Source organism: Spirochaetae bacterium HGW-Spirochaetae-1 (genome assembly GCA_002839375.1).
In the GTDB taxonomy this organism is placed as follows: domain Bacteria; phylum Spirochaetota; class UBA4802; order UBA4802; family UBA5550; genus PGXY01.
Genome location: PGXY01000004.1, coordinates 495,570 through 512,844, shown reverse-complemented (window position 1 = coordinate 512,844; position 17,275 = coordinate 495,570). Strand labels below are relative to the sequence as shown.

Below are 17,275 nucleotides of genomic sequence, written 5' to 3'. Positions count from 1 at the left end.
TACTCTTCCCATGATCAGTGCAGGGCCTCCAGGAGGCATTGCGAGAGTTTCCTGGCTTGACCCGATCCGCTTCCCTGGAACACAAAGCTGACCAGAACATACTTCTCTTCCCTGAACCTGAAGCAGATAACGTTCCATCCGTGTGTCCGGTATTTTCCGTTTACATGGCTCGCTGTACCTGTTTTGCCTGCCAGGAGAATTACCTCCCTGTTATTCACGGTCAGAGACTTCAGTGTTCCATGCAAGAGGGTTTCCCTCATGGGTTCAATGACCATGGCGGCCGTTGCGTCCGATATGGCCAGCCCATACTGCTCTACCCTGCCCGTATACGGCGCCTCGAAAGGGCTCAAAATGGAAGAACGGGCAAAAAGGGCCCCAAAAGCAGCAGCAACCTGGAGGGGGGAAACCTGTAAAAGACCCCCTTCTCCGATGGCGGCAGCACACCGGCGGAATGAAGTGGCGCCGGGTATATCCTTGAAATCCTCCTCGGTAACTGCCACGAGCCTGCATCCCGTATTTTCATGGAGATGCCACGTGTTCATAAGCAGACGGAAAAAATCACCGGGATTCCCGCATGCAGCGGTGAGGAAATACACATTGCATGAATCAATCAAGGCCCTGCTCAGGATAACATCGCCGTGTCCATTCCGGAGAGAGCATCTGAAATGCGGTTCTTGTCCACTGTCACGCGACAGGTTGAACACCCGCATATCATCAGCTGAAAATCCCGGTCCCGGGTCCGGCGTGAAACGCCCCTGGCACCTGACAGAAACACGGGGATCGAACCGGAACAGGCTCCTGTTTTCAAGCAGGACCACGGCAGACCAGACCTTGGCCAGCGATCCCGGAGGGAAGCGCTGCTCCAGGGCTATACGCCGGTTAAACACATACACAATCTCGCCGCTCGCTATGTTCATAATAACAACGGCAGAGCCCGGGTTTTTCATTTCAAACCTGGCCAGTATTGGATCAAGCCGCGAGGTATCGGGAAATGCATTCACTGGCTTTTGCGTCCCGGCCGGCAGGGAGGACAGAAATAATATAGCCGGAACAAAAATAATTATTTTAAATTTATTGAATCTCATCAGGCATCTCAATGAATATCCTGTCACAGTAAATGTCTGCGATCATGATAAAAAGAAACAGGCAGTGCTCATTTAAACGCAATTATTGCGCTTCCATAGTATTAATAAACCTGATTGTATCGCAATACAAGTAATTTTTTACAGAAGCTGTTTACTGTGGATAAGATAATTTTGAAAAGGAATAAGCAATTCTGACTGTTATTAATTTATGCTACAGTTTATTTTCCTCAATCACATATTCTGAATCATAATTTACTTGGCTGCACAAATCATAAGCTATGGAGGTTAAAAGCTTACTATTATTTCTTATTGTAAATAATCCTTGCACTGTTTCTAAATTAGGAAAATTTAAAGAGGTTAAATTGTTATTCAAGGAAATAGTTAAATCATTATTAATATTAACAAGTGCTCTCATTTCTATTCTATTAATATTCAAATTATTAGAAATAATTAGACTATTAATCTGTAAAATATTTTGAAAAGAATTTATTTCGGTTAAGTTTGTATTTCCAGAAATTTTTACATCCATAATATTGCCGTAAAAATTCTGAAAACAATTAATTGAAATCAATTGAGCATTAGTATTAATAGTGATATTCCCATTAAAGCTTTTTATCAGACTATTTAAGTCATCAAGCGACTCTAGTATGCCATTATATGAAATGTTTATATCACCTTCAATTGAATGTAGAGAATCAAACCCGCTTACTGTTTTTAATTTTTCATTATTAATAATATTAAAATCACCCTCGATAACCGCCAAATTTTTAAATCCATAAGTATCTTCTAAATATTTATTATTTATAATATTTAAATCACCTCTAATTATAGTTAAAAAATTCAGAGCCTCTAAATTCAACATATCCAATGAATTAACTGAATCAATTGTCAAATCTCCATCTATTATTGATTTTTTATATAACAGTTTCAAATCATCAGTATCCTTTATTAGTACATTACCAAAAACAGAAGGATTAAAACGATTAACAGTTAAAGTATATTCATTGATTCTTTTATTTACTCCGATGATTTTAACTTTTACTAGATTATCTCCATATTGTAACGGCAATGACCTACATTCATTTTTTTGTCCAATTGGAACCTCGCCTAAATAAAAATAGAAATCAGACTTTTCTAATTGGGGTACCGGATAAAGGGTTATCTCATCAATTGATGATTCGATAGATAGAGAATATTTTGTAATCTTTGAATTAAATTCCGGGGTTAGTGTTCCACTTGAAATATCTAAAGACATCAATATTGGTTTAGAAGTATATTCAGAAATATTTTCATTATAATAATCATAATCCATACATGAAAACAGCAGAGCTGCCACAAGAAATATCCCTGAATAATACATCATTTTCCTCATAGAGCATTACCTCACATCATGTAGCGCACACCTGCACTAAAAATTACAAATTGCATTCCGGCCTTTGTTTCGATTATATAATTATACTGTGTCTCAAGAAAAAGCTGCGCCCTGCCAAACATGATTCCCGCGCTCATTCCCGCGCGTATCATGAACTCCAGGGCGCTCCTGTCTTCACTGCCGATTTTATTGTAACAGATGCCTGCAGCCATGAATGGGGCAATGCTGCAGCGGGTAAAATAAAAGGGATAGCCTATACCGCCAAGCATGGGCACTATGGAAGAATACTTTTTGTTTTCCCTGTCGATGAATCCCAGGTATCCGGTCATTAGAGCAGGCATGAAATTATGATACTGGAGGCCCAGGCCCGCGTTTACGGCGAATCCCCTGGACACCCTTTCGGACAGGACATGAACGGGCTGTATATATCCCGCGGAGATATCCGCCCACAGGGAGTTCATCCCAGCCCATGAAAAGGATTTTTCATCATAAGGGTCATTCAGATAGGCATTGATCTTTTTCGAGAGACCCATGACACATCGAGGGAGGTCTCGTTCGCGAAGAAAGGTATCGCTGCAGGCATAAAGTATACTGCCCGATCCGGCATCAACGACCCTGATGTTAATGGTGTAATCCTCGATCCGGTCAATGCTTCCCATGACGACATACTCGGCCGACAGGAATCGCCCGATCTGCGCAGCGCAGTGAGTATCATAACACTGCAGGGTCCCCCTGTTCTGCTGTACTATGATGTCCCGGTACTTGCTCCGCTCCAGGATGCGGACCCGCTGATTTTCATACAGCAGTATTTCCAGCCGGTTCCGGGCAATCTCACCACTGGCGGAGGAGACATTGTTGACGGTAAAATCAAGGACCACTACATTCAGCGGCTCAGGCGCCCATGATTCTGCATTGAGCCCCTGGCTGACGAAAAGAGTTATTATTATAACCACTGTTATGTTATATAATAATTTCTTCACAACACTGCCTCGATCCCGGCTGAAAAACTTATTTCACCTTAGCATATATTTCACCGGCAATTTCCCCGGCCTTCATCTCCAGATCGGCCGGTGACCCGCCTTCAAAGGACCGGGCGAAAAGAATCTGTCCGTCCTTTCGTACCAGCCGTAGAAAAAGAATGCAGGAACCATCATTCCCGGCCAGCTGTCCCCGGAGAATCATGTCAGGCTTGCCGGATGCCCCCACGGTGCATCGCTTCGCGCACACTGTTTCCAGTTCCCGCTTCAGTGCATTGAGCACTCTGCCACCGCCTGTCTCGTCCAGATTAACGAGAGTGAAGGGCTCGACCGATATGACCGGGACCGGAAGCGAAGACCGTTCTTTCTCACCGCCCGTACCGTCACGCGGCAGAGTCTCCGGTTCGGAAATATCCTGAACGTCTTCAATCTTTTGCTCCTGGCTTTTCTTTTCCATTATAACGGCCTTCACACCGTAATAGCCGCCCGTCGCAACGGACCCGGCAACGACAGCAGCCGTAACGACTGTAACCGCCGCACTCTGGAGCATACTGATCCCGATACCCAGTCTCTTCGACAAAAGAAAGACAAGAACAACGGCGCCTATGACGGGATTATACCTTCCCAGCTTTTTCAGCGTAAGCCGGAACGATTGACCGGCATGAGCAAGCACATGCTCCCTGACATGCGGAGCCGCTTCATCGGTGAACCGGTATTTTTCAAGCAATTGCCTGATTGCCGCAGCCTGGTCTTTCATAATAGATCCTCGATGGAATTCACTCCCTTCTCCTGCAGGTATCCGATTATATGCTGCATGACGGACTGGTAACGGTATCGCACCTGCCGGCTTGTCATACCCAGGGCTTTTGAAGCTTCCTTGTAGGTATATTTCCGTATCGCCACCAGGTCAAAAATAACCCGGCTCTTCCGATCATCAATGCTGTCGATGGCTTCTTCGATGATAATCCTGGTATCACGGAACCCGTTCACAAAGGCATGGGCCGGATCATCGAAGATGCTCTCAATATCATCATTGCCCCTGCCCTTTTTCCGGTAATAATTCATGACCTCAAAACGCATGGTACCCAGGAGCCAGGTCCGGGGGTCAGCCACGTCATGCATTTTCTGGTAGTAGAGTATGAATACGTTCTGGGTTATATCCTCGGCGTCATCGAGACTCCCGACCTTGGTACATATCGTACTGAAGATCATGGGATAGTAAGCGCTGAACGTATCACTATACTCTCTGTCTTTTTTCGATAAAAGAACCATTCACCTGGCCAATTATATAAGCGTTATCTGACGTCAAAAATTGACAATCTTACAAAAATAAAAATGCATTTTTAAAATGCAAGAACAAACCAGTCAGACGGTTATTTTTCAATAACGTCACATTAATTTCATGTACATGTAAAAATTATTTTACGGAAATTCGATGGATTTTTATCGGCGGTTTTTATCCATGGCGGCCCTGATTCGGGCCCAGAATTCATGGGGTTCGATGCTATAGGTGATAAACTGGTTGATATGGTTTTTAATATCATCGGGAAAAGTCTGCCAGTATTTTTTTTGCCAGTCCGGAGGAAGGTCCCGGAGTTCCTCGCGGGACATTCGCCCTGTTTTGAACATGACATACTGCAGGATCATGGTTTTCAATACATCGGGGGGGAGTTTCTTGACCGCACTGGCCGGCGCCGCTGAACCGGGAATCATCTCCTCAAGCAATTGCGCCAATTCCCGGTCGGTGATGTCGGGTTTATGCTGCTTTGCCAGGCGCACCACCAGGTCCCGGGCCGTGCGCCTGATATTGTCCCTGGTAAGTCCCATCTGCTTCTGTATGTCCTGGGCCATGCCCCGGGCCATGCCGTTGATGTTCATTCCGCCGACGGAGGAACTGCTTTTTTTCTGAGCCAGAAGACGCTCAAGTTCCTTCCGCTGTTCCGGCGATGCCTGCTCCATATATTCGCGCAGCATCTGCTGTATTGCCTCGTCACGATTCATGGTATCTATCTTTTATCAGGCCTTAATAAAAATCAATAGATTTACTCCATCAAAAACTATTTTTACAATTACCAGTAACTTTTACCCACAGGCGCAACTTACTTCATTATGGACGCTTTTAAAAGAACTTTTACAAAGCGCCTTTAACTAACATCTCATTACTCACGGATTACGGCTGTGAATAGTAAAATGAAATTTATTTTAAAAACAACCATCGTATTGACGGTGGTCATTATGGCGGCCTTTATGACGGGCTACATCCTGACCGGAGGAACGTACACGGTACCGGCGACCGTCGAAACCGATCCATCCATACCGCGGATAGCGCTGAACGATACCCTGTTTCATGTTGAAATCTTCGGCCGCGAGAAAAACCCCCTCGTCATAGTACTCCACGGTGGACCAGGAGCTGATTTCCGGTACCTCCTTCCCCTGAAAGAACTCTCGGACCGTTACCAGGTTCTCTTTTACGATCAAAGGGGCACGGGGCTCTCGGCCCGTAACTGCGGGGAAAAGCCCACACTGGAATCGTCTATTGCGGACCTCAATGCCATGGTTGAACATTTCGGGAAGGGCAGGAAAGTCAATCTCATTGGTCATTCCTGGGGAGCCATGCTGGCAGCTGTGTATGCGGGGAGATATCCCGCCAAGATCGATCACCTGGTCCTGGCCGAACCGGGATTCCTTACAGCAGACACGGCAAAAGTATTTCTTCAAAGAACAAAACCGTCCCTGAGCATGTCATCCCTGTCCTTCATGATACGGACATGGTTACAGTCCCTCCATCTCAAGGGCGGTGATGCCCATGCCCGGCGGGATTTCATCATGGGACAGTTCATGACCGCCTATGATGGGAATGATCATCCGATGCAGGGATACTTCTGCGGGGACCGGCAGTCCGAGGAGTCAAAACAGATATGGCGCTTCGGGTATGAAGCCATGGAAAGCATAATCAGGTCAGGAATGGACAGTAATGGGAATTTCACAACCGATTTCACCGGCGGCCTTGAAAAATTTAAAGGAAAGGTTCTTTTTATTTCCGGCGAATGCAACACCATAACCGGCAAGGACCAGCAGATTCGCAACATGACCCATTTCCCCTGGGCCGAACTTGTGGTATTAAAAGACACGGGACATTACATGCTGTCAGAAAATTCACATGAAGCTATTGCCGTCATACGGCAGTACTTTCATCAGTGACCGTAAACCGGCCTGAAGCAGCATCAGATTATATAACGTCTCACGAAGAGGCCGATCTTTTCTATTGCCTCCCTGCCTTCACTAAAAAGATTGGCATAGAGCTGAAAATCATGGAACATCTCCTCCCATATCTCCAGGGTGACGTCCACGCCGTTCTCCTTCGCCTTTGCTGCGAAACGGGTTGTATGATCGAGAAGAATTTCAGCGTCTCCAGTCTGCATTAGAAGAGGCGGCAGCCCGGAAGGATCGCCGTACACGGGAGAAATATGAGGATCACGCGGATCGGCACCGGCACAGTATGCGGCGGAAATCCCGGGCAGAATTTTAGGCGGTATCATGACCTCCTGCTCCGCCAGGCTGTGAATTGTCTCACCTCCCATGGACAGGTCCGCAAAGGCCGAAAGAGTCACGGCAGCCCGGGGAAGGGGTTCCCCTCCCTGCTTCAGTGCAAGAAGCGTGGCCAGGGTAAGACCGCCGCCGGCCGAATCGCCGGCTATGAATGTATTACGGGCACTCTCTTCACCCATCGGTCCGTTCAGCTGCATCCACCGGTATGCCGTGAGAGCATCATCCAGGGCTGCCGGGAAAGGATTCTCCGGCGCCAGCCGGTAATCGATAAGCAGCACGGCACAACCGGCGGCCCTGGAAATCCATGCCGCCAGGTTGCGGTGCGATATAATGCCGCCCGCCACATATCCGCCCCCATGAAGGAACAGTATCCTGTTTTTCGGTTCTGCATCACAATCATAGATCCATGCAGCCGGGACCGTCCCGGCCGTCACTTCACTCAATGATGCCCTGTCCGAAAAGGGCTGTATCCCCATGTTCATGAAAAACCTGAGGCGGTTTATATCATCCTGATTTCCCGAATAGTCAAATCGCTGTATAATTTTTTTAATGCTGTCCCTGATACGGTAAAACTCCCTGGAAGCCATATCCCCTGTCTCCATCCATCTTGAATAATAAACATCTGCTCTGGACAGCTTTTAGTATCAACAACATTTTCCTTTTAAATGGAAACATTAAAAAAATATTAATGATCAGCCATTCATTCGATAATCAGAATTTAACCGGGCACCTTACATTACCTGTCTGGCTGTTCTTCACTGCCGGACAAAGTCTTTTTTGTGCAGGGCTTTGGCGCTTGCCCAGTACTTATCCTGCTTTGACTGTTTCCGTACACCCGTCATGGTCTTGAAGGGATGATCCGTTGAAGCAATATTGACTACCCAGGCTGGAAGAGAACCGCCCACATCGGCAAAAAGCTGATACACGATGACGATCTCCCCATTGCTCTGCCTTGTGATAGTGAAAGTTCCGTTCATCTTGGCCATATGCACCAGCCCGGAATCCTTTTTATAGGTACTCTCAATCCTGTTAATATCAACCTTGGCAACCCCTTTGGCGAAATCCACGTGCTGAACCACATTTATGACCACGTCCCTGTCGGTCACAACGGGAAGATCAAGGATAAAATACATATCAAAATTGCTGTCGGTCTTTTTGTTTATCACGGAGAGCCCTCCGCACATACCATACCATTCATAGTAGTGCTCTGGATCCTTCATGACCTCCACAGCCACCTCAAAGGGAGTTTTGCTGTTCATAACCGCCCGCATTTCCTTGTAGGGTGAACCTGTCACATCACGGGTGAAAACCTTTACTCCCTTTGAATCCTTACTCAGTTTCCAGGTTTCCTGAGCTGTTGTAGGCAAAATCCCCACGGCAAAAATCATTACGAGAAAGAATAATGAAACCTTTTTCATTGAATACCCCCTGTTTATTTAAAACCGTCCAGACGGTTATAAATAAACAGGGGGTATTAACAAATCAAGAACATTTTTAACTTTGTGTCGGAAATTTTACAGGAATCACCTTCCCTTAAAGTTGAGTCCTTTCAGGGCAAAATTGAAGATAAAGTCGATGATCTCATCGATGCTCAGTCTTCCATCGGGCGAATACCACATACGCGTACGGACAATCATGGAGGCAATGCAGTACACGGCCATGCGGTCATCGGCCGTGTTAAAAATCTTCCGCTCCATGCCGCGCCTGATGATTGTGCTGGCTATCCTGTCATAATCATCGCGAAGCCTGATAATCTTTTTTTTATTGGCCGGAGACAGGCTGCCCAGTTCCATATCGAATAGGAGTTTCGACGACCGCCGGTGTCCCAGGGTCAGCCGTGTATGATTTTCGATGACAAGGCGCAGCTGCCGGACCGGGTCGCCGTCATCTTCATGCTCCAGGTGCCGTATCGGTTCAATGATCTGGTTCATCTCATCTATTAGGATTTCAAAGAGTATCTGTTCTTTGTTGGTGAAAAAATTATAGATATTGGCGGGTCTGAACCCGCAGGCCTGGGCGATGTCCCTCATGCTGGTTTCCATGTATCCCTTTTCCCAGAAAAGAACGCGGGACCTGTCCATTATGAGTTCTTTCTGGGGTTTATCCTTTGATGTTTTCGCCATGTATCATTCCCCTGAAGCCTTTCAGTATATCCAAACCGATATTATACAAGAGCGATCAATAATTTTTGCCCTCTGTCAAGTAAAAATCACTCTGCGGCCAAACAGTGCCCAATCATCATGCGGCAATCTAACAAATAATCCCCATGCCGTGATTAGTGATTGACGGCAGCTTGTATGGAGGATATGCTCATGCTATTAAATCTGCAGGGAAATAATCATGAAGTATACATTGAACGGCCGAGGCCCCACGACAAAGGGTGAACATTTTATCGCCGATAATGCCGTGGTCATCGGCTCCGTAATACTTGAAAACAATGCCAGCATATGGTTTAACGCCGTTGTACGCGGAGACTCCAACACCATCACCATCGGTGAAAACAGCAACATACAGGACAGCTGCGTTCTTCATGTTGACGACACCTATTCTCTCGCGATCGGCAGAGACGTAACGGTGGGACACAAGGTCATGCTGCACGGCTGCATCATCGGCGATGAATGCCTTATCGGCATCAACGCCGTAATCCTCAACGGCGCCGTCATAGGAAAAAACTGCTTAATCGGCGCCAATACCCTCATCACCGAGAACAAGCACATCCCCGACGGCTCCGTAGTCATGGGATCTCCCGGCAGGGTGGTGCGGCAGATAACGGAAGATGACATTGAGACCATACGGGATTCGGCCCGTCACTATGTCAAAAATTCCCGGCGCTACGCCATGGACCTGATACGGGAGGAATGACTCAAAGTCTGCAAATAACACCTTAAATGGGCAACATTATTACAGGAGGAATATCCATGATAGACAACAGTGAAATCAAACAGCACCTGAAAAATACCGGCACCTGGCTGCGGCTCTTCTACATGTTTTTATTTATCATCTTCATGGGAGCTGCGATAAATATCTTCGCCATCATTCTGATATTTCAGATGCTTTTAAATCTATTCACGGGAGAACCCAACAGACAGGCGCGGGTCTTCAGCGCCCAGCTTTCACAATACATGTACCAGGTGCTTCTATTCCTCGGTTACGCCACCGATGACCGCCCGTTTCCTTTTTCAGACTGGCCCGCTCCCGAGTTGGAGCTGGATTATGATACATCGCTTCCAACATCTGTCGATGAAGACTGATGTGACACTCCGTGGTCAGTAAAAAAGACCATGACCCTGAACGATTATATAAAAGAAAAAGTCAACCGGGCCGGTGACAATCCCCTGATTGAATCCCCTTTCGGTTTCAGTAAGAAGGGCGCCTTTCTCAACAAATGGCAGATAAGCCTGAACCTTGCCTCCCTGTACGCCCGTTCCGGCGGAGTCTTTTTCTCATCAAGCAATCCCGTGGAAATATATGTCCCTGCCACGGAAAAGGGCACCGTTCCCCTCACGGAAGACGAGCAGCCCTATGGCTGGACAGGGAAAATCAATCCCGATCTGGCTGAGCAGGCCGTATGGTGGGCCTTCGAAATCCTCACCGATTCAGAATCCAGCCGGTTCCTTAAGGAAGAGCATCCGCGGGTCATATTCCATTTTTTTGAGATGGGGCGGCGTCATGAACTTGCCGTACGGTTCGGTGAAGGGGATTGGGAAGTAATTGATGAATAGGATATCATACGACGGAAAAGTGAATTGACTTTTCCCGGCCGGTCCGGTAGACCATAACCATGCGAAGACATGACAAGGAAATAAAGGATGTAGCCGTCATTGAGGCCGTGCTTAACAAGGCGGCCATCTGTCACCTCTCACTGGCGCGGGACAATCAGCCCTATGTTGTACCGGTCAATTTCGGCTACCGGGAATACAGCCTCTACTTTCACTCGGCGCGAGAAGGTAAAAAAATAAAGATGATTCGGGAAAACAGCAATGTCTGTTTTGCCGCTGAAACGGATATCGAACTGGTCACCGGTGAAAAGGCATGCGACTGGGGCGCCCGGTATTACAGCGTCATCGGTTTCGGATCAGCCTATCTCATGGACTCCCGGGAGGAAAAGACACGAGCCCTGGACATCATAATGGAAAAATATGCCGGTACGGGTATATACGAATACAGCCATGATCTGGTAGAGAACATGGCTGTGATTCGCATTGATATTACCGATATGTCAGGCAAAGTCTCGGGGTATAAGGATCATACCGCCCTGTTGAAGAAATAAATTCCTCTCTTACAGTGAAACCGATGCCCCGAAGCTGGCGTAGAACCGGTTGATATCCTTGGCACCGGGAGCAGTATAATCATAAAAATCCTTCGTCGGAACAATGATATAATGAAATGAACTGGTGTAGGTTACGATACCCACGGCTATCTCAAGGGCCGCGGAAAAATCGATATCGCTGATACCCCTCAGTCCGTATGAATCATAATTATAATATCCGCCTGCCACACCCAGGGTCAGACCAGCTTCCTTGGTCAGCTCAAATCCATGGCTCAGGGCAAGCTGGACATAGAAGTCTTTCGCATCGCCCGATTCCTGGTAAATGTCATGATAGAAGGTCAGCGTGGGTGACAGGGGCACCGAGGTGAGCCCGGCAGTCAGGTACCAGTACATAAAGTTATAATCGGTATTCCATGTCAGGAAATACCAGAACCCGCCTCCCACAGAAACCATGTCGGCAATGGTGGTGGAATAATCGACGGCGAAATCCGTCGAGTGAATATCTTTATTGTCTACTCCGTCAGGAGAAGCCGACGTATCCACGGGCTTTCCGTCAAAAACCCAGTCTTCCGAAAGCTCGGCACCCAGGGTGAGTACCAGGCCCGACCCCATAACATCATAGGCCACGGTGGGAAAGAAAACGCCGTCTTCCTGGAAATAGGGCGTACCGCGCCAGTAATAGTTGCTCCAGTAGTCCAGCCCCACGGTGAGACCGATACCGCCCGCATCGCCCTCGGCAGCTTCAGTTTCCTGGGCCATGGCGCCTGCAGTATAAAGGAAAACGATGATAAGAGAAAAAGAGAACAGCAAAAACGTTTTTTTTAACATTTCTCATACTCCTTGCATTTTTATATATACGATATACATAATGGGACCTGTTTACACGGACGGTCAATCGCTCATCAGGAAAAATACCTTCTGTCTCCGATTCCGACATGTAACTTTTTTAATTAATGTATTATACAAAAAAGACCGGCATTTTCAATTAAAATTTTCCCGGGAATCCACATTCATATTTTTCATTACGCATCGGGAAATAAAAAAAAAGAGATTCAAAGATAACGGTATTATTCCGATGAATACTCTAATAAGGTATTTTTATATTTCTGCTGACCTTCATCCTGACAGAATATGAAACGGGAAAAAACAACTGAAAGTGGGGCTCACTAATGAACGTACTCGCCACTGAAAGAATTATAAACAGAACCAGGTATATATTCGCTATTTTTTTTATAGTCCTGGCAATTTCCTCTCTGAGATCCGGTTCTGAAAAGGCCATTTATCTTTCCATTCTCATTGGCGGCGTTATCCACCTTTCTGTAGCCATAGTAAACCAGGTGTATATCGCCCTGAAAAAAACGCCCATGGCACTTATCTATATTTCAGTGACCATTGAAGTTATGATTCTCTTTTTCGTCAAATTTTCCTTTCACTATGATGCCTTCAACGGATGGGCGCTGACTGTCAAGGAATCGGCCACTTTTATACTTTATATACTGTATGTTATCATTCATTCCCTGCGCTTTAACGGCAGGCTGAACATATATATGGGAATTATCACTATTACGAGTTATATTATCCTTATTGCCATGGGAATCGCATGGGGCGGTATGAGCTTTGTCACAGATTCAAAACTCATTTTCGAGCCCGGCGCTTTGCGGATACCGACTGAACTGGCAAAAATTCTTTTCATGATGGGCAACACCTACTTTGTGTATCTCATGGCCAACTTTACAACAAATAATGTACGACTTATCGAAAATGCCCGGCAGACCGCCAGTGACAACCTGGAAAGAACCAATACACTTCTCAGCAACGTGCGCGATGTGGCCTCTACTCTTGCCAGTTCCATGGAGGAAATGTCGGCCACGACCCTTTCCCTGGCCGAAAACACCCAGTCCCAGACCGCCATGGAAGATGAAATAATGACTGCCAGCACAATCAATGATTCCAGTATTGATGAACTGGCTGCAAATGCCGACACTCAGAGTGTCAGCTTTAAAACCCTCACCGGCAAAATGAACGAGCTTTCCCATTCTATTGAAGACCTCAACCAAGAGACGGCCGACGCCCTGAAGCAGACCCGGTCCATCGCGGAACGTGTAGCCGACGGCGAGAAGGCACTTCAAACAACCAATGAAATAATGAGGGCCATTGAAAACAGCTCATCGGAAATGACTAATATCATGGGCCTCATCAACGATATTTCCGACCAGGTCAACCTCCTTTCTCTCAACGCCTCAATCGAATCGGCCCGTGCCGGTGACGCTGGCCGGGGCTTCGCCGTTGTAGCCGATGAGATTTCCAAACTCGCCGACAGGACGGCCCACAGCATCAAGGATATCGGACAGATCATTCAGACCAATAAAACAGATATCCAGAAAGGCCTTGAAAGCGTAAGCTACCTGAGTGACATCATTAAACTGATCATCAACGATATCGGGGGCATCGGTAGTCTTATGCAGCGCATATCGGAATTCATGAATCTGCAGATCAAATATAATAATGACGTGGCAGCCGAATCGGAAAGCATGCGATATATCTCAGAAAAAATAGACGAATCACTTGAGACTCATCGTGCATCTACCATGAACATTTCCGACGCCATCAAAAAAATCAGCAAGGTGGGTCAGGAGAACTCCAGCGCCGCCGAGGAAATGGCGGCAAATACGGAAGAGATAGCCAGTGTGGCCGAACGGCTCAACAGGCTCGTGGATTCCTTCGAATTCACGATATGAATACACAGAACTATCTTCGATCGACGGCAATCATTGACTGGACACACCCGGCGGTAACAGGCAAGGCACGTGAACTTTCACAAGGCCTGAACACACCGGCTGCCATTGCACTAAAATGTTTTGAATTCGTCCGCGATGATATATTCCACAGCCATGATCATAAAATGAATCCCGTGACGCTGACTGCCTCGGATGTGCTGCTGCACCGCACCGGGTACTGCTATGCCAAGAGCCATCTCCTGGCGGCTCTGCTCAGGGCCAATGGTATCCCCACAGGCCTGTGCTATCAGCGCCTGACGCTTGAAGAAGGTTCACCGCCCTATTGCCTTCACGGCCTCAACGCCGTATATCTTCCCGAAACAGGCTGGTATCGCATGGACGCCAGGGGAAACAGGAGTGATGTTGACGCCCGGTTCACACCTCCCGTGGAGCGGCTGGCCTTCCCCGGGGGAAAACCCGGAGAGGTAATGATAACGGGAATCTGGTCCGATCCACTTCCCATAGTGGTGGAAGTCCTGTCGACATACAGGACCTATGACGAGGTGAGGAAAAATCTCCCCGATGTGGAGTTGGGCTGATCCACCTCCCTGCAATGAATAATGCGCTCCGCGCCCCTATCCCTTCTTCCTGAACACCAGGAATTTTGATCCCGGGAAATCTATCCAGGGACAGCAAATTTTACTTTCTTATCATCGCCCAGTGGCGCACATCAGAACCAGGTATGACGGATTCAGCAGCAATTTCAAAACCGTACCTCGCATAAAGACCTATGTTTTTTTCATTATGCGTGTCAAGATAACAGGGAAGGCTCTCCCTGTCAGCTTTTTCAAGCCCCGGCCGCATGAGTTCTGATGCAAATCCCTTCCCCCTGTATTTTTCATCAATCCCGATTGTGGAAAGGTACATATGCGGTTCTCCGAGACTTTCAGCATGTATGGCTCTCATATGCTCGCTGGCCATGATCTGCCTGCCGATCGCTTCTTTCCCCTGCCTGAACAGCATCTTTAACGCGCCGAACCGTACCTGGTCAACCAGGCCCCTCTTTAGTGCCGTAAAGGGCAACCATATAGATGCGCCCTCGAACCCCGGTGATACGGCACAAACAAATCCTTTTTTCTGTGCGTGGGCAGCGATGAACCTGAAAGTATAAAAAGTCAGCTCAACCCTCGTACTCTCATCGGGGAAAAAGAAAACAAACAAGGGATCATTTTTAAACGCCCTGGACAAGACATACGCTGCATCATTAATCATATTTTTATTTATTTGTTGCATAAAACATTCCATCCTTCGAACCTCTTTCAGTTGAATGCAATATTTAACAGAAAATTCCAGACAGGCAAGGATTTTAAAAATTATTGTTTTTTTATTTTTGCATTATAATATTATGGGTACTTCTAAAAATCAGGTTTTCTCATTATTACAAGAATGATAAAACCTGATTTTTCCAATGCTTGTACCCACAAGGGAACTTCCAAAATTTAATTTTTAAAGGTTCCCTTATATCCGGATACAGAAAATACTTACAGGGTGATACATGGAACCGGCATACATTACGGTATTTTTTACTATTTATTGTTTTATCGGGTGGCTGATTGAGTTCGTTTACAGGTCATGGACACAGAAACGTCTCATTAACCCGGGATTTCTTTTCGGACCCTTTGTTCCCGTTTACGGAACAGGCGCCCTGCTGATTCTCGGTGTACAAAATTACATCGGCGATCTAAACATGGCTGTGCAATTCATTGTATACGTCATTCTGCTTTCCGTGATCGAGTATATAACCGGGGAATTTTTCGAAAGACTGTTCGACCTCAAACTATGGGATTATTCAGACAGCAAGCTTAACATCAATGGCAAGATATGCCTGACGTTTTCACTGGCCTGGGGTGTTCTTGCCATGGCCGTTGTCTATCTTCTGCAGCCGTTCATAGCAAAAAATGTATACCGGCTGGAAAACGGTCAGGCTGCAATGATATCCGGCCTGCTGGGTGCCTATTTTATCTCTGATTTGTCGGCATCGGTTGTTTCACTGAACAGGTTCAGGGCCAATTTGCGCTACCTGTACGAAAAATATGTTACCCTCAACAACGCCGAAGTTGAGCGGATACTTGGTTCATTCAAACGGATTCTCGGCGCTTTCCCTGACCTCAACCGAAAACTTGATGAAAACCTCGGTAAAAATATCAAACTGAAAGTAAATACCGCTATGGGTAAAATGTCTGACATTGTGGAATCAGTAATTAACGAAAGGCGTCCCGACAGCGATGAATATAACAATATAGTCAAAGATATTCTCGATCATCCGGAATTTATGAAGCTCAATAACTTTTTTCATCACAACTCATCGATTTATGAACACGCAAAAGCCGTGTCATATATTGCCTACAGAACCTGCAAGTATTTGAATCTGGATTATATATCTGCGGCCCGGGGGGGATTACTTCACGACTTTTTTCTGTATGACTGGCGTAATCATGACGAGCCTGAACTTCACCGGGACAAATATCATGGTGTGGAACATCCGCGCATCGCTCTTGAAAATTCAATGAAGTATTTTCCCGTCAATGACATAGAAAAGGACATCATCGTTAAACACATGTGGCCCCTTACGCTGATTCCTCCACGATACCGGGAATCCTACATTGTAACGTTCGTTGACAAACATGTCTCCTCTCGGGAGTTCATTGACGAGTTCAGAAAAAAAAGAGGCAGAATGAAAGAATAGTAGACTTTACAATATATTAGATTTATGCTTATTGCCGATAATGATTTAGTATACTACTTATCGTGTTCAATGGAACCGGCAAGGATGATATTACATGGTTTGTAGCAGTTGATTGAATAATAAATTTATTAAATAAGAGGAGCAGTCATAATGGAAAAAGCAAAGTCAGTAAAAAAAACCACGACGAAGAAGAAATCGGCAAGCAAACCCAAGGCTCCGGCAAAACCGAAAAAGCCTGCCGCTAAAAAAGCCGCACCCAAGGCGAAAAAGCCGGCCGTAAAAAAAGCCGTCAAGAAAGCTGTGAAGAAAACGGCAAGCAAGCCCAAGGCTCCGGCAAAACCGAAAAAGCCGGCCAGGCTCCGGCAAAACCGAAAAAGCCGGCCGCAAAAAAAGCCGCACCCAAGGCGAAAAAGCCGGTCATAAAAAAAGCCGTTCAATCGGCCACCCCGATGACGGATTTTGTCATAGAGCGCGTTAGAAAGATTGACGGGCGCGGCAAGTAATAAATTCATATGAAGAAACGGCGTGCGCCCATTGGCACGCCGTTCATGTCAAAAAC

The 17,275-nt window shown here is 46.5% G+C and carries 21 protein-coding genes; 10 read left to right on the top strand and 11 right to left on the bottom strand.

Annotation, left to right across the window (positions count from 1 at the left end; translation table 11 throughout):
• Positions 1-14: 14 nt before the first annotated feature.
• The 6 genes from CVV44_10105 to CVV44_10080 form a co-directional block, all read right to left on the bottom strand.
• The gene (locus CVV44_10105; protein PKL39207.1) at positions 15-1,085 is read right to left on the bottom strand and encodes a hypothetical protein; all 1,071 of its coding nucleotides are present in this window, start codon (positions 1,083-1,085) and stop codon (positions 15-17) included.
• Between the two features lie 211 nt (positions 1,086-1,296).
• The gene (locus CVV44_10100; GenBank protein ID PKL39206.1) at positions 1,297-2,457 is read right to left on the bottom strand and encodes a hypothetical protein; all 1,161 of its coding nucleotides are present in this window, start codon (positions 2,455-2,457) and stop codon (positions 1,297-1,299) included.
• 11 nt (positions 2,458-2,468) lie between these two features.
• Entirely contained in the window at positions 2,469-3,437 is a 969-nt protein-coding gene (locus CVV44_10095) for a hypothetical protein (protein PKL39205.1), read from the bottom strand.
• 28 nt (positions 3,438-3,465) lie between these two features.
• On the bottom strand, positions 3,466-4,191 hold the full coding sequence (locus CVV44_10090) for a hypothetical protein (protein ID PKL39204.1): 726 nt from the start codon (positions 4,189-4,191) through the stop codon (positions 3,466-3,468).
• On the bottom strand, positions 4,188-4,706 hold the full coding sequence (locus CVV44_10085) for a hypothetical protein (GenBank protein ID PKL39203.1): 519 nt from the start codon (positions 4,704-4,706) through the stop codon (positions 4,188-4,190). Before CVV44_10085 ends, CVV44_10090 begins: the two co-directional genes overlap by 4 nt.
• A gap of 171 nt (positions 4,707-4,877) precedes the next feature.
• Positions 4,878-5,408, bottom strand: a complete 531-nt coding sequence (locus CVV44_10080; protein PKL39202.1) for a hypothetical protein — start codon at positions 5,406-5,408, stop codon at positions 4,878-4,880.
• 216 nt (positions 5,409-5,624) lie between these two features.
• Here CVV44_10080 and CVV44_10075 point away from each other — a divergent pair, with 216 nt between their 5' ends.
• Positions 5,625-6,635 (top strand): hypothetical protein, encoded by a 1,011-nt coding sequence (locus tag CVV44_10075; protein PKL39201.1) that lies wholly within the window; start codon positions 5,625-5,627, stop codon positions 6,633-6,635.
• 23 nt (positions 6,636-6,658) lie between these two features.
• Here CVV44_10075 and CVV44_10070 read toward each other — a convergent pair whose 3' ends face one another.
• The 3 genes from CVV44_10070 to CVV44_10060 all read right to left on the bottom strand — a co-directional run bounded on the left by CVV44_10070 (position 6,659) and on the right by CVV44_10060 (position 9,106).
• Positions 6,659-7,585, bottom strand: coding sequence for an alpha/beta hydrolase (locus CVV44_10070; GenBank protein PKL39200.1), 927 nt, complete (start codon positions 7,583-7,585; stop codon positions 6,659-6,661).
• 153 nt (positions 7,586-7,738) lie between these two features.
• Positions 7,739-8,401, bottom strand: a complete 663-nt coding sequence (locus tag CVV44_10065; protein ID PKL39199.1) for a hypothetical protein — start codon at positions 8,399-8,401, stop codon at positions 7,739-7,741.
• Positions 8,402-8,506: 105 nt separating this feature from the next.
• Positions 8,507-9,106, bottom strand: a complete 600-nt coding sequence (locus CVV44_10060) for a hypothetical protein (GenBank protein ID PKL39198.1) — start codon at positions 9,104-9,106, stop codon at positions 8,507-8,509.
• 217 nt (positions 9,107-9,323) lie between these two features.
• On the opposite strand from CVV44_10060, the gene CVV44_10055 reads away from it, so the two are divergent.
• Genes CVV44_10055 through CVV44_10040 form a run of 4 tightly spaced genes read left to right on the top strand, consistent with a single transcriptional unit; the run spans position 9,324 to position 11,253 of the window.
• Positions 9,324-9,845, top strand: a complete 522-nt coding sequence (locus tag CVV44_10055) for a gamma carbonic anhydrase family protein (protein PKL39197.1) — start codon at positions 9,324-9,326, stop codon at positions 9,843-9,845.
• 26 nt (positions 9,846-9,871) lie between these two features.
• Entirely contained in the window at positions 9,872-10,234 is a 363-nt protein-coding gene (locus tag CVV44_10050) for a DUF4389 domain-containing protein (protein PKL39196.1), read from the top strand.
• Positions 10,235-10,264: 30 nt separating this feature from the next.
• On the top strand, positions 10,265-10,705 hold the full coding sequence (locus CVV44_10045; GenBank protein PKL39195.1) for a hypothetical protein: 441 nt from the start codon (positions 10,265-10,267) through the stop codon (positions 10,703-10,705).
• 59 nt (positions 10,706-10,764) lie between these two features.
• Positions 10,765-11,253 (top strand): pyridoxamine 5'-phosphate oxidase family protein, encoded by a 489-nt coding sequence (locus tag CVV44_10040; GenBank protein ID PKL39194.1) that lies wholly within the window; start codon positions 10,765-10,767, stop codon positions 11,251-11,253.
• Positions 11,254-11,262: 9 nt separating this feature from the next.
• On the opposite strand, the gene CVV44_10035 is transcribed toward CVV44_10040, so the two are convergent.
• Positions 11,263-12,012, bottom strand: coding sequence for a hypothetical protein (locus CVV44_10035; GenBank protein ID PKL39193.1), 750 nt, complete (start codon positions 12,010-12,012; stop codon positions 11,263-11,265).
• Positions 12,013-12,037: 25 nt separating this feature from the next.
• On the opposite strand from CVV44_10035, the gene CVV44_10030 reads away from it, so the two are divergent.
• The 3 genes from CVV44_10030 to CVV44_10020 are packed head-to-tail and all read left to right on the top strand — an operon-like array spanning position 12,038 to position 14,569.
• Entirely contained in the window at positions 12,038-12,388 is a 351-nt protein-coding gene (locus CVV44_10030) for a hypothetical protein (GenBank protein ID PKL39192.1), read from the top strand.
• 34 nt (positions 12,389-12,422) lie between these two features.
• Positions 12,423-13,991 (top strand): hypothetical protein, encoded by a 1,569-nt coding sequence (locus CVV44_10025; protein ID PKL39191.1) that lies wholly within the window; start codon positions 12,423-12,425, stop codon positions 13,989-13,991.
• The gene (locus CVV44_10020; GenBank protein ID PKL39190.1) at positions 13,988-14,569 is read left to right on the top strand and encodes a Cro/Cl family transcriptional regulator; all 582 of its coding nucleotides are present in this window, start codon (positions 13,988-13,990) and stop codon (positions 14,567-14,569) included. The genes CVV44_10025 and CVV44_10020 overlap by 4 nt, the downstream gene beginning before the upstream one ends.
• A 100-nt stretch (positions 14,570-14,669) precedes the next feature.
• Here the strand turns inward: CVV44_10020 and CVV44_10015 are convergent, their stop codons facing one another.
• On the bottom strand, positions 14,670-15,275 hold the full coding sequence (locus CVV44_10015) for an N-acetyltransferase (GenBank protein PKL39189.1): 606 nt from the start codon (positions 15,273-15,275) through the stop codon (positions 14,670-14,672).
• A 250-nt stretch (positions 15,276-15,525) separates the two neighbouring features.
• Between CVV44_10015 and CVV44_10010 the strand changes: the two genes are divergently transcribed.
• Entirely contained in the window at positions 15,526-16,716 is a 1,191-nt protein-coding gene (locus CVV44_10010) for a hypothetical protein (GenBank protein ID PKL39188.1), read from the top strand.
• A gap of 132 nt (positions 16,717-16,848) precedes the next feature.
• Positions 16,849-17,139: a hypothetical protein gene (locus CVV44_10005; GenBank protein PKL39187.1), complete on the top strand. Its 291-nt coding sequence runs from the start codon at positions 16,849-16,851 to the stop codon at positions 17,137-17,139.
• Positions 17,140-17,275: the final 136 nt, after the last annotated feature.

Excerpts from the sequence above, each read along its gene's own strand:
- CVV44_10060 (PKL39198.1), bottom strand. The coding sequence starts at position 9,106 with ATGGCGAAAACATCAAAGGATAAACCCCAGAAAGAACTCATAATGGAC.
- CVV44_10070 (PKL39200.1), bottom strand. The coding sequence starts at position 7,585 with ATGGAGACAGGGGATATGGCTTCCAGGGAGTTTTACCGTATCAGGGAC.
- CVV44_10085 (PKL39203.1), bottom strand. The coding sequence starts at position 4,706 with ATGGTTCTTTTATCGAAAAAAGACAGAGAGTATAGTGATACGTTCAGC.
- CVV44_10010 (PKL39188.1), top strand. The coding sequence starts at position 15,526 with ATGGAACCGGCATACATTACGGTATTTTTTACTATTTATTGTTTTATC.
- CVV44_10075 (PKL39201.1), top strand. The coding sequence starts at position 5,625 with ATGAAATTTATTTTAAAAACAACCATCGTATTGACGGTGGTCATTATG.
- CVV44_10020 (PKL39190.1), top strand. The coding sequence starts at position 13,988 with ATGAATACACAGAACTATCTTCGATCGACGGCAATCATTGACTGGACA.
- CVV44_10100 (PKL39206.1), bottom strand. The coding sequence starts at position 2,457 with ATGAGGAAAATGATGTATTATTCAGGGATATTTCTTGTGGCAGCTCTG.
- CVV44_10065 (PKL39199.1), bottom strand. The coding sequence starts at position 8,401 with ATGAAAAAGGTTTCATTATTCTTTCTCGTAATGATTTTTGCCGTGGGG.
- CVV44_10080 (PKL39202.1), bottom strand. The coding sequence starts at position 5,408 with ATGCTGCGCGAATATATGGAGCAGGCATCGCCGGAACAGCGGAAGGAA.
- CVV44_10050 (PKL39196.1), top strand. The coding sequence starts at position 9,872 with ATGGGCAACATTATTACAGGAGGAATATCCATGATAGACAACAGTGAA.
- CVV44_10090 (PKL39204.1), bottom strand. The coding sequence starts at position 4,191 with ATGAAAGACCAGGCTGCGGCAATCAGGCAATTGCTTGAAAAATACCGG.
- CVV44_10030 (PKL39192.1), top strand. The coding sequence starts at position 12,038 with ATGATAAGAGAAAAAGAGAACAGCAAAAACGTTTTTTTTAACATTTCT.
- CVV44_10105 (PKL39207.1), bottom strand. The coding sequence starts at position 1,085 with ATGAGATTCAATAAATTTAAAATAATTATTTTTGTTCCGGCTATATTA.
- CVV44_10015 (PKL39189.1), bottom strand. The coding sequence starts at position 15,275 with ATGGAATGTTTTATGCAACAAATAAATAAAAATATGATTAATGATGCA.
- CVV44_10025 (PKL39191.1), top strand. The coding sequence starts at position 12,423 with ATGAACGTACTCGCCACTGAAAGAATTATAAACAGAACCAGGTATATA.
- CVV44_10040 (PKL39194.1), top strand. The coding sequence starts at position 10,765 with ATGCGAAGACATGACAAGGAAATAAAGGATGTAGCCGTCATTGAGGCC.
- CVV44_10055 (PKL39197.1), top strand. The coding sequence starts at position 9,324 with ATGAAGTATACATTGAACGGCCGAGGCCCCACGACAAAGGGTGAACAT.
- CVV44_10045 (PKL39195.1), top strand. The coding sequence starts at position 10,265 with ATGACCCTGAACGATTATATAAAAGAAAAAGTCAACCGGGCCGGTGAC.
- CVV44_10035 (PKL39193.1), bottom strand. The coding sequence starts at position 12,012 with ATGGCCCAGGAAACTGAAGCTGCCGAGGGCGATGCGGGCGGTATCGGT.